We start from the raw sequence: 11,761 nt of genomic DNA, 5'->3' as shown, positions 1-11,761 counted from the left end.
CCCCCTCTTTTGCAGAGGGACGGGGCTGCGGCCCCTCTGTCACTGGCGCGTTCGCCACTCTGTTTCATCCCGGCTGGATCCGTGAGTCTTTCTCGCCAAAGACACAGCCGATCAACATGGGAGCACTGAATGCTACAACTTGATGCCTACGCCACCCTGGTCGCCGCGACCCTGGTGCTGCTGCTTGGCCGCCTGCTGGTCAACAAGATAGGACCCCTGCGCACTTTCAACATCCCCAAACCCGTGGCCGGTGGCCTGGTGGTTGCCCTGGTGCTGCTGGTGCTGCGTTCCACCCTGCAGATCGAACTGCAATTTGATACCAGCCTGCAGACGGCCCTGATGCTGACCTTCTTCGCCTCCATCGGCCTCTCCGCCGATCTGGGCAGCCTCAAGCGCGGCGGCAAGGCGGTGGCCACCTTCCTGCTGGTGGTCACCGGCCTGCTGCTGGTGCAGAACACCCTGGGGGTGGGTCTGGCCACCCTGCTGGGGCTGGATCCCCACATGGGGCTGCTGGCCGGCTCCATCACCCTCTCCGGCGGCCACGGCACCGGGGCGGCCTGGGGCTCCATCTTCACCGAGAAATACGGCGTGCAATCCGCCGCCGAGCTGGCGATTGCCTGTGCCACCTTCGGCCTGGTGCTGGGGGGCCTCATCGGCGGCCCGGTGGCCCGTTATCTGGTGAAGAAAGTGCAGGTGCCCGGTGAGGAGCACAACCGTGACGGCGCCCCCCAGGGCTTCGAGATGCCGGACATGGAGCGCCCGCTCACCACCTTCAGCCTGATCGAGACCCTGGCACTCATCGCCATCAGCCTGAAAGGGGGCGAAATGCTGGCCCTCTACCTCAAGGGCGGCGTCTTCGAGTTGCCGATCTTCGTCTGCGTGCTGTTCGTCGGCGTGCTGCTGCGCAACCTGCTCACCCTGCTCAACTGGCACGAAGTGAGCGACCGTGAGGTCTCCCTGCTCGGCAACGTCAGCCTGTCGCTCTTCCTCGCCATGGCGCTGATGAGCCTCAAGCTGTGGGAGCTGGCAAGCCTGGCCCTGCCCATCTTCATCCTGCTGGCCGTGCAGACGGTAGCGATGGCGCTCTACGCCATCTTCGTCACCTTCCGGGTCATGGGGCGCAACTATGATGCGGCCGTGCTGGCGGCGGGTCACTGCGGCTTCGGCCTCGGCGCCACCCCCACTGCCATTGCCAACATGCAGGCCATCACCCAGCGCTTTGGCCCCTCCCACCTGGCCTTCCTGGTGGTGCCCATGGTCGGTGCCTTCTTCATCGACATCATCAACGCAGTGGTGATCAAGCTGTTCCTGGCCCTGCCCTTCCTGTGATCCCGGACGCAGGCCCCGTATGACAGAGCCCACCTTGCGGTGGGCTCTGTCATTTCTGCTCGCCAGCAGCACTGAATCCCATCCTTCATGGGTGCCCGCTGGGAAACACCTAAACAAAAAGCCCCGCACTCGGCAGAGTGCGGGGCTTTGTCATGGCGGCCTTCGCCGCGTGTCAGAACTTACAGGAGGATGGTCGATACCTGCTGGTTCAAATTGTCGCCTGACCTTCCTTACAAAATAAAGGTCGACACCTGCTGGTTCAGATTGGTGGCACGCCCCTTGAGGTTGTGCGCCTGATCCAGGTCGCGCATGGCGGAAGCGGTGATCTCGTCGCTCACATCCTTGATGGCGGTGGTGTTCTGGGTGATTTCACCGGTCACCTGGGTCTGCTCCTCGGCGGCGGTGGCGATCTGGCCCGCCATGTCGGAGATGAGGCTGACGGCCTGGGTGATCTCCTCCAGGGCCGCAGCGGCAGCGTCGGCATCCTTCACGCTGTTGTCCGCCAACCCCTGGCTGGTCTGCATCAGGCTCACCGCGCGGGCCGTGGTCTGTTGCAGGGTTTCGATGGTGGACTGGATCTCCTGGGTGGAATCCTGGGTACGGCGCGACAGCACCCGCACCTCGTCCGCCACCACGGCGAAACCGCGACCCTGTTCGCCGGCACGGGCCGCTTCGATGGCCGCGTTCAGCGCCAGCAGGTTGGTCTGCTCGGCGATGCCCTGGATGGTGGAGAGGATGCCGGAGATGGCCTGAGCGTGACGGCTCAGCTCGCCGATGACGCCGGTCGCCTGCCCCACTTCCTCGGCCAGGTTGTTGATGGATTGGCGAGTCTGGTTCACCAGGATCTTGCCCTGTTCACTGCTCTGGGCGGATTGCTGGGCGGCGGCAGCGGTGTTCTCGGCGTTGCCCGCGATCTCCATGGTGGCACTCGCCATCTCGGTGACGGCGGTGGCGACCATGGTCACCTCCTGTTGCTGGCGTTGCAGCTCTTCCACCGCGGCCTGGTTGGTCACCAGACTGCGTTCGGCATCGGCGTTCAGCTCGTTGGCAAGCTGACGGATGTTGGCGATGAGCTGATGCTGGCTGCCCACGAAGCGGTTGAAGCTGCCGGCGAGCTGGCCCACTTCGTCATTGGCGTCGATCTTGATGCGCTGGGTCAGATCGCCGTTACCGTCGGCGATGCGGGCCAGGGCCTGGGACACCTTGGTGAGGGGACCGAGCAGCAGGCTGACCAGCCAGGAGATGGCGAGAATGCTGCCCACCAGCACCAGCAGGGCCAGGCCGAGCTGGGTCATCAGCAGGGAGGAGAGCGGCGCCTCCAGGGTGCTCTTGTCCAGTACCAGCACCAGCTCCCAGTCGGTGTCCGGAATGTCCGTCGCCCACAGCAGCTTGTCACGCCCCTCGTTGTCGAAGAAAGCAGGCACCAGGCTGTTGCTCGCCTTGCTCTGCTCGATCAGGGCATTGGTCAGATCGTTGTCGATCTCGCTGGCTGGCTTCATCGCCTTGGCCGCATCCTTGTAGGCGATGACGGTGCCATCCTTGTGCATCAGGATGGCGAAGCCGTCCGCAGGCAGCTTCATCTTGGTGATGTCATCCACCAGGGAGGCGATGGAGAGATCCCCCCCCACCACGCCGCCCTGGGCCGGCTGGGCCAGGGTCACCACCAGAATGTTGTAGGCCACGTCGAGGTAGGGTTTGGTGACGATCATGCCGCCCTTGGCCATGGCTTCCTGATACCAGCCACGGGAGCGGGGATCGTAACCGTCGCGGTTGATGGAGGGGTCGGAGTCGTGCATCTTGCCGCTGCCCTCACCGAAATAGGTGAGCTGGAAACGGCCGGACACCTGGGCCTGTTGCAGGGCGTTGAGGGGCTCGGCATCGGCCTTGTTGCCAAGGGCCTGGATGACGTCACGACGGGCGGCAAGCCAGTCGCTGACGCTGGCGGCCTGCTGGCTGCCAAGGCGCTGCACCTGTTCCTGACTGCCTTGCAGCAGCATGGACTTCTGGCTGGTGTAGCTCTGCCAGGAGAGCAGCAGGATCACCAGTGACAAGGCGATGACCACAGACAACAGTATCTTCTGCTTGAGTGATAGGTTTTTCATCGTGTTTTCTTCTTGTGGGGGTCGGGAACAGGATCAATCGGGAGTGCGTGGCACTGTGTGTTGTTAGCGGCCAATCTGCGCAAAACTGAAGCGGAGAATGGCGTGAGTGACGATATTTTACGCGGAAATTTTAAAAATGCTGCGGAAAATTGGAGCAGGAAAAAGAGCGGGGCCAGCCAACCCTGTTTATTCCTTCTGCAATTGGCTAGAATATCCCGTTTTTAAATCACATCGACCCCGAGAGTTTTCACGATGTTTGAAGTCAATCCTGTATTAAACAAGCTTAAGGAGCTGTCTGAGAGGACCGAGCTGCTTAGGGGGTACCTTTGACTATGACGCCAAGAAAGAGCGTCTAGAAGAGGTCAATGCCGAGCTGGAACAGCCGGATGTCTGGAACGAACCCGAGCGCGCACAGGCGCTGGGCAAGGAGCGCGTCTCCCTGGAGAACGTCGTCAGCACCATCGATACCCTGACCCAGGGCGTCGATGACGTCGAGATGCTGGTCAGCCTGGCCGTCGAAGGCGAAGACGAAGAGACCTTCAACGAAGCCGTGGTCGAAGCGGACGAGCTGGAGGCCAAGCTGGTGGATCTCGAGTTCCGTCGCATGTTCTCCGGTCAGCACGACGGTTCCGACTGCTACATCGACATCCAGTCCGGTTCCGGTGGCACCGAGGCCCAGGACTGGGCCAACATGGTGCTGCGCATGTACCTGCGCTGGGGCGATGCCCACGGCTACAAGCCCGAGCTCATCGAATGCTCCGAGGGCGACGTGGCCGGCATCAAGTCCGCCACCATCAAGTTCACCGGCGAGTATGCCTTCGGCTGGCTGCGCACCGAGACCGGCGTGCACCGTCTGGTACGCAAGTCGCCGTTCGATTCCGGCGGCCGTCGCCACACCTCGTTCTGCTCCGTGTTCGTCTACCCCGAGATCGATGATGACATCGAGATCGAGATCAACCCGGCTGATCTTCGCATCGACGTCTACCGCGCCTCCGGTGCCGGTGGTCAGCACGTCAACCGGACCGAGTCCGCGGTGCGTATCACCCACGTGCCGACCGGCGTGGTGGTGCAGTGCCAGAACGACCGTTCCCAGCACAAGAACAAAGATCAGTGTATGAAGCAGTTGAAGGCCAAGCTCTACGAGCTGGAAATTCAAAAGCAGAACGCTGAGAAGCAAGCCCTCGAAGAGACCAAGTCCGACATCGGCTGGGGCAGCCAGATCCGCTCCTACGTACTGGATGATTCCCGTATCAAGGATCTGCGCACCGGCGTCGAAACCCGCAATACCCAATCGGTACTCGACGGCGACTTGGACAAGTTTATCGAAGCCAGCCTGAAATCAGGCCTGTAAACAGAGCAGCAGGAATCACCATGTCTGAACAAACCACCACCCCGGAAGTCGACCAGACTCTCGAACTGAACAACGAGATGCTTGAGCGTCGCTCCAAGCTGGCCGCCTTGCGCGCCCAGGGCAACCCCTTCCCCAACGATTTCCGTCGTGACAGCCTCTCCGGCGATCTGCACGCCGAATTCGGCGACAAGAGCAATGACGAGCTGGTCGCCCTGGGTAAACAGGTGAAGATTGCCGGTCGCATCATGACCCGCCGGATCATGGGCAAGGCGTCTTTCGCGACCCTGCAGGACATGGCTGGCAAGATCCAGATCTACGTGACCCGTGACGACCTGCCGGAAGGCTTCTACAACGAGCAGTTCAAGAAGTGGGATCTGGGTGACATCGTCGGTGTCGAGGGCACCCTGTTCCGCACCAACGCAGGTGAGCTCTCCGTACACGTCTCCACCATCCGCCTGCTGACCAAGGCCCTGCGCCCGCTGCCCGAGAAGCACAAGGGTCTGACCGACCAGGAAGCTCGCTGCCGTCAGCGTTATCTGGACCTGATCGCCAACGAAGAGTCCCGCAAGACCTTCGTAACCCGCACCAAGGTGGTGGCCGGTATCCGCAAGTTCCTGAACGACAAGCGTTTCATGGAAGTGGAAACCCCCATGATGCAAGTCATCCCGGGTGGCGCCTCCGCACGTCCGTTCATCACTCACCACAATGCGCTGGACATCGACATGTACCTGCGTATCGCTCCGGAGCTCTATCTGAAGCGTCTGGTGGTTGGTGGTTTCGAGCGTGTCTACGAGATCAACCGCAACTTCCGTAACGAAGGTATCTCCGTTCGCCATAACCCCGAGTTCACCATGCTCGAGTTCTATATGGCCTACGCCGACTACATCGACCTGATGGACCTGACCGAAGAGATGCTGCGCACTCTGGCACAGGACATTCTGGGCGACACCAGGATCCGTTACGCCAAAGAGGGTGAAGAGGGTCTGACCATCGATTTCGGTCAGCCGTTCCAGCGCCTCTCCATGGTTGACTCCATCCTGAAGTACAACCCGGATGTCACCCGTGACGATCTGGCCACTCTGGAGAAGGCCACCGCCGTCGCCAAGGGTCTGAAGATCGAGCTGATGAAGAGCTGGGAGCTGGGCCACGTGATCACCGCGATCTTCGAAGAGACCGTGGAACACATGCTGCTGCAACCGACCTTCATCACCGAGTACCCGGCCGCCGTCTCCCCGCTGGCTCGTCGCAACGACCAGAACCCGGACGTCACCGACCGCTTCGAGTTCTTCATCGGCGGCCGCGAGCTGGCCAACGGCTTCTCCGAGCTGAACGATGCGGAAGATCAGGCCGAGCGCTTCCAGGCCCAGGTTGACCAGAAAGCCGCAGGGGACGACGAAGCCATGTTCTACGACGCCGACTTCGTCACCGCGCTGGAGCACGGTCTGCCGCCGACCGCCGGTCAGGGTATCGGTATCGACCGTCTGGTGATGCTGTTCACCAACAGCCACACCATCCGCGACGTCATCCTGTTCCCGGCCTTGCGTCCACAAAAGTAAGCGCCGCAGAAACAGGGCCGCAGCAAAACGCTGCCGTCCATGGCAATCAAAACGCCCCGCAATTGCGGGGCGTTTTTTTATGCAGAACTCACACCGTGACGAGCGGTCATCGGTCCGCTGGTACGCTAGGCGGCAGCAGCCACTCCCCCTGCCACAGGGTCAGTGCCCGGCCCGCCATCAGCACCCGCCCCTCCTGCAGTTCCAGCCTGAGATCCCCACCCCGGGCCGAGATCTGGCGGGCCCGCAATTGCAGCTTGCCGAGCCGTTCGGCCCAGAAGGGCACCAGGGCACAGTGGTTGGAGCCGGTCACCGGATCCTCGTCCACTCCGACCCAGGGGGCGAAATAGCGGGAGACGAAGTCGTCCTCCTTCCGGCTCGACGGCGCCGTCACCATGATCCCCCGGCCCGGCAGCGCCCGCAGGGCGTGAAAATCGGGGGTGAGCGCGCGGACCTCTTCCTCGCTGGCGAGCTCAAGCAGGAACTTGGCCCCGGCCGCCAGGGTTTGCAGCGGCCGGCAACCGACCGCAGCCCCATAGGCAGGGTCCAGCTCGAGGGGCGCCAGGGCAATGCGCGGAAAATCGAGCCAGATCCACTCCCCTTCCCGCCGGGCCACCAACTCACCGCTGCGGGTCGCGAAGCGGATGGGGAGCTCCCCCGACACCGCCCCCGTCTGCCACAGCACATGGGCCGCCGCCAGGGTACCATGACCGCACAAGTCCACCTCCACTTGCGGGGTGAACCAGCGCAACCCGTAATGCCCCTCTCCCAGTTGGGTCAGAAAGGCGCTCTCAGAGAGGTTGAACTCCGCCGCCATGGCCTGCAGCTCGGCGTCGGACCGCGCTTCCCCCAGAACCACCACGGCGGGGTTGCCTCCGAAGGGGTGATGGCTGAAGGCGTTGACATGATAGAGACGGGACATGGTTGCTCCTTGGGGCATGAGAGATCACCGGGACAGGGGGCTCGGCAAGGCCATTTTTATATCACGGGCGCTCCGGGGCTGAGATGGATTTTGGCTTTATAAATTCATAAATCGCATAAAGAAGATATTTTTATTCTTTGTTGTTATTCATTACACCCCTTACCCTGACCAAAAATCAGACCATGGAAGACATGTGTGATGCCATTGACAGCCCCCATCCTGAGCCCGCTCTCTGACGAACAGCAGCGCCAGCTCAACCAAGTTCTCACCACCCTCAATACCCAGCAACTGGCCTGGGTCAGCGGTTATCTCTACGGCCTCTCCCAGGCGGGCGTCCAGCCCGTGGCGAGCGCAGGCGCAGAAGCCGCGGCTCCCGGCGGCAGCCTGACCATTCTCTACGGCTCCCAGACCGGGAATGCCAAGGGCGTGGCCAGCGCCATCAAGGCACAGGCAAAGGCCCGCGGCCTGCCGGTGACCCTCACCTCCATGGCGGACTACAAACCCAAGCAGCTCAAGAAAGAGAGCCACCTGCTGGTGGTAGTGAGCACTTACGGGGAGGGGGAGCCCCCCGAGAGCGCCGTCGATCTGTTCGAGCAGCTTAAAAAAGGCAAGATTGGCAAACTCGAGGGCCTCAAATTTGCCGTGCTGGGGCTGGGTGACAGCTCCTATGAGTTCTTCTGCCAGACCGGCAAGGATTTCGATGGTTTCCTCGCCAAGGCAGGGGCCGAGCGCATCCATGAGCTAGCTAGCCTCGATGTGGATTATCAGGATGCCGCCAAGACCTGGGGCGAGCAGGCCGTTTCGGCGGTCGCCGCCACCCTCTCTGCCGGCGCCGCGACAGCCAGCGTGGCGGGCTCGGTGCAGGCCGCCGTCGGCCACAGCCAGTACAACAAGGAGAACCCCTTCCCCGCCAGACTCTCGGTGAACCAGAAGATCACTGGCCGCGACTCCACCAAGGACATCCGTCACATCGAGATCAACCTGGAAGAGTCCGGCATCACCTATCAACCGGGGGATGCGCTCGGTATCTGGTTCGACAACGACGCCGATCTCGTGGGGGAAGTGCTGGCCCTGACCGGTCTGACCGGTGAGGAGGCCACCCCCCATGGCAGCCTGCGCGAGGCGCTGACCCGTCACTACGAGCTGACCCGGTTGCACGGGGGCCTGATCACTGGCCTCGCCGAGATCACGGACAACGCGGCGCTCAAAGATCTGGCCGGTGACAAGGCCCAGGTCAACGCCCTGGTGGCCAGCGCCCAGGTGGTGGACGTACTGAAACGCTTCCCGGCTTCCTTGAGTGCCGATCAACTGATCGCACTGCTGCGCCCCCTCACCCCCCGCCTCTACTCCATCGCCTCCGCCCAGAGCGAGGTGGAAGAAGAGGTGCACCTGACCGTCGGCGTGGTGCGCTACCTCCAAGAAGATGGCACAGTGCGAAGCGGCGGCGCCTCCTCCTATCTGGCGGACCGTCTGCCGGAAGATGCCGAGGTCCGGGTGTTCGTGGAGCACAACGACAACTTCCGCCTGCCCGCCAATCCCGACACCCCCGTCATCATGGTGGGGCCGGGCACCGGCATTGCCCCGTTCCGCGCCTTCCTGCAGGAGCGGGAAGCACAGGGGGCAGAGGGCAAGAACTGGCTCTTCTTCGGCAACCCCCACTTCACTCAGGACTTCCTCTATCAGGTGGAGTGGCAGCGTTATGTGAAATCGGGACTGCTGTCCAAAATCTCCCTAGCCTTCAGCCGGGATCAGGCCAACAAGATTTATGTGCAGGACCGCCTGCGCGAGGCAGGGCTTGAGCTCTACCAGTGGCTGGAAGCAGGCGCTCACTTCTATGTGTGTGGCGACGCCAACCACATGGCGAAGGATGTGCAGGAAGCCCTGCTGGAAGTGATTGCGGAACACGGCCACAAGAGCCGTGAGGAAGCAGAAGAGTATCTGAGCGAATTGCGTCGTGCCAAACGTTATCAAAGGGATGTCTATTGATGAGCAAACAACTTATTCCGGGACCGGTCGAAGGGCCGCTGGCTGACAACGAACGCCTCAAGCGCGAGAGCAACTTCCTGCGCGGCACCATCGCCGAAGATCTGCAGGACCCGCTCACCGGCGGCTTCAACGGCGACAACTTCCAGCTGATCCGCTTCCACGGCATGTATCAGCAGGATGACCGCGACATCCGCCCGGAGCGCGCCGCCCAGAAGCTGGAGCCCCTGCACAACGTCATGCTGCGCGCCCGCCTGCCCGGCGGCATCATCACCCCGGCCCAGTGGCAGGTGATCGACAAGTTCGCCGAAGAACACAGCATGTACGGCAGCATCCGCCTGACCACCCGCCAGACCTTCCAGTTCCACGGGGTACTGAAGCGCGACATCAAGCTGATGCACCAGACCCTCAACAGCACCGGTATCGACTCCATCGCCACCGCGGGGGACGTGAACCGCAACGTACTCTGCACCAGCAACCCGGTGGAGTCCGAGTTGCACCAGGAGGCCTACGAGTGGGCCAAGAAGATCTCCGAGCACCTGCTGCCCAAGACCCGCGCCTACGTGGAGATCTGGCTGGATGGCGAGAAGCTGGGGGGTGACGAGGAGCCGATCCTGGGCTCCAACTACCTGCCGCGCAAATTCAAAACGACCGTGGTCATCCCGCCCCACAACGATGTGGACATCCACGCCAACGATCTCAACTTCGTGGCCATTGCCGAACACGGCAAGCTGGTGGGCTTCAACGTGCTGGTGGGGGGCGGTCTGGCCATGACCCACGGCGACACCACCACCTACCCGCGCAAGGCGAGCGACTTTGGCTTCATTCCGCTCTCCCACGTGCTGGAGGTGGCGGCCGCCGTGGTCAGCACCCAGCGCGACTGGGGCAACCGGGTCAACCGCAAGAACGCCAAGACCAAGTACACCCTTGAACGGGTGGGGGTCGAGGCCTTCAAGGCCGAGGTGGAGAACCGCGCCGGCATCCAGTTCGGGCCGGTTCACCCCTATGAATTCACCAGCCGTGGCGATCGCTTCGGCTGGGTGGAGGGGATCGACGGCAAGCACCACCTGACCCTGTTTATCGAGAACGGCCGCCTGCTGGACTTCCCGGGCAAGCCCCTCAAGACCGGCATGCTGGAGATCGCCAAGGTGCATCAGGGGGACTTCCGCCTCACCGCCAACCAGAACCTCATCATCGCGGGCGTGCCTGCCGGCGAGAAGGCACGCATTGAGGCGCTGGCGCGCCAGTACGGTCTGCTGGATGACGGCGTGAGCGAGCAGCGCAAGCAGTCCATGGCCTGTGTGGCCCTGCCCACCTGCCCCCTGGCAATGGCCGAGGCCGAGCGCATGCTGCCTGCCTTCGTCACCGACATCGAGGGGCTGCTGGCCAAGCACGGCCTGGCGGATGACGCCATCATCTTCCGGGTCACCGGCTGCCCCAACGGCTGCGGCCGCGCCATGCTGGCGGAAGTGGGTCTGGTGGGCAAGGCGCCGGGTCGCTACAACCTGCACCTGGGGGGCAACCTCGAGGGGACCCGCATCCCGCGCCTGCACCTGGAGAACATCACCGAGCCGCAGATCCTGGCCGAACTGGACGCCCTGATCGGCCGCTGGGCGAGCGAGCGCAACCCGAACGAGTGCTTCGGCGATTTTGTCATTCGCGCCGGGATCATCGCCCCGGTTATCGACTCCGCGAGGGACTTCTATGCAGCCTGAACAGACTGATACAGCCCGGCTGGCGCGCACCGCCGACGGCCGGCTCGACCTCGACGCCCTGCTGGCCCTGGGCCGGGAGGAGCAGGTCGAGGCGCTGGCCCCCCTCAACCGGGAGCTGGACGCCATGAGCGCCCCCGAGCGGGTGCGCTGGGCCCTGGCCAACCTGCCGGGGGAGCATGTGCTGTCGTCGAGTTTCGGCATCCAGGCGGCGCTCATGCTGCACCTGGTGAGCCGCGAGCGGGCCGACGTGCCCGTGGTGCTGACCGACACCGGGTACCTCTTCCCCGAAACCTACCGTTTCATCGACGAACTGACCGAGCGTCTCGCGCTCAACCTCAAGATCTACCGGGCCGAACTCAGCCCGGCCTGGCAGGAGGCCCGCTTCGGCCTCCTGTGGGAGCAGGGGGTGGAGGGGATCACCCGCTACAACCAGCTCAACAAGGTGGAGCCCATGGACCGCGCCCTGAACGAGCTGGGTGCCCGCACCTGGTTCTCGGGCCTGCGCCGTGAGCAGTCTGGCAGCCGGGGCAAGCTGCCGGTGCTGGCCATCCAGCGCGGTCGCTTCAAGTTCCTGCCGGTGATCGACTGGAGCAACAAGGACGTCTTCTACTACTTCAAGGAGTTCGACCTCCCCTACCACCCCTTGTGGGAGCAGGGCTACCTGTCGGTCGGCGACGTGCACACCACCGCCAAGTGGGAGCCCGGCATGAGCGAGGAGCAGACCCGCTTCTTCGGCCTCAAGCGCGAGTGCGGCCTGCATGAGGAAGGTGGCGAGAGCGACGGCTCCGGCATCTGATCCCCCGGCC

8 protein-coding genes are annotated in these 11,761 nt (G+C 63.1%); 6 read left to right on the top strand and 2 right to left on the bottom strand.

The genetic code is table 11. The features are described 5' to 3' along the window. Window positions 1-129 precede the first annotated feature (129 nt). A complete protein-coding gene (gene gltS / locus ACVDHI_RS09545; RefSeq protein ID WP_041215692.1) occupies window positions 130-1,329 on the top strand; it encodes a sodium/glutamate symporter in 1,200 nt (399 codons plus the stop codon). Window positions 1,330-1,559: 230 nt separating this feature from the next. Here gltS and ACVDHI_RS09540 read toward each other — a convergent pair whose 3' ends face one another. Further along, window positions 1,560-3,431, bottom strand: coding sequence for a methyl-accepting chemotaxis protein (locus tag ACVDHI_RS09540; RefSeq protein ID WP_447212031.1), 1,872 nt, complete (start codon window positions 3,429-3,431; stop codon window positions 1,560-1,562). A gap of 252 nt (window positions 3,432-3,683) precedes the next feature. Here ACVDHI_RS09540 and prfB point away from each other — a divergent pair. Continuing rightward, window positions 3,684-4,782 (top strand): peptide chain release factor 2 gene (gene prfB / locus ACVDHI_RS09535; RefSeq protein ID WP_102948437.1). Its coding sequence is split into 2 segments (ribosomal slippage): window positions 3,684-3,758 and window positions 3,760-4,782, totalling 1,098 coding nucleotides; the frame shifts between segments, so codons are not numbered across the junction. 20 nt (window positions 4,783-4,802) lie between these two features. Continuing rightward, window positions 4,803-6,338: a lysine--tRNA ligase gene (gene lysS, locus ACVDHI_RS09530; protein ID WP_042881160.1), complete on the top strand. Its 1,536-nt coding sequence runs from the start codon at window positions 4,803-4,805 to the stop codon at window positions 6,336-6,338. Window positions 6,339-6,444: 106 nt separating this feature from the next. Here the strand turns inward: lysS and ACVDHI_RS09525 are convergent, their stop codons facing one another. After that, window positions 6,445-7,257: a PhzF family phenazine biosynthesis protein gene (locus ACVDHI_RS09525; protein ID WP_447212030.1), complete on the bottom strand. Its 813-nt coding sequence runs from the start codon at window positions 7,255-7,257 to the stop codon at window positions 6,445-6,447. Window positions 7,258-7,455: 198 nt separating this feature from the next. On the opposite strand from ACVDHI_RS09525, the gene ACVDHI_RS09520 reads away from it, so the two are divergent. Genes ACVDHI_RS09520 through ACVDHI_RS09510 form a run of 3 tightly spaced genes read left to right on the top strand, consistent with a single transcriptional unit; the run spans window position 7,456 to window position 11,751 of the window. Continuing rightward, entirely contained in the window at window positions 7,456-9,243 is a 1,788-nt protein-coding gene (locus tag ACVDHI_RS09520; protein ID WP_447212063.1) for an assimilatory sulfite reductase (NADPH) flavoprotein subunit, read from the top strand. After that, window positions 9,243-10,955 (top strand): assimilatory sulfite reductase (NADPH) hemoprotein subunit, encoded by a 1,713-nt coding sequence (gene cysI / locus ACVDHI_RS09515; protein WP_201925270.1) that lies wholly within the window; start codon window positions 9,243-9,245, stop codon window positions 10,953-10,955. Before ACVDHI_RS09520 ends, cysI begins: the two co-directional genes overlap by 1 nt. After that, window positions 10,945-11,751 carry a phosphoadenylyl-sulfate reductase gene (locus tag ACVDHI_RS09510; protein WP_010675432.1) on the top strand — a complete coding sequence of 269 codons (807 nt, stop codon included), beginning with the start codon at window positions 10,945-10,947 and terminating at the stop codon, window positions 11,749-11,751. The genes cysI and ACVDHI_RS09510 overlap by 11 nt, the downstream gene beginning before the upstream one ends. The last annotated feature ends 10 nt before the right edge of the window (window positions 11,752-11,761 follow it).

Source organism: Aeromonas sp. 25-248 (assembly GCF_053005425.1).
This window is presented reverse-complemented; position numbering and strand designations above follow the sequence as displayed.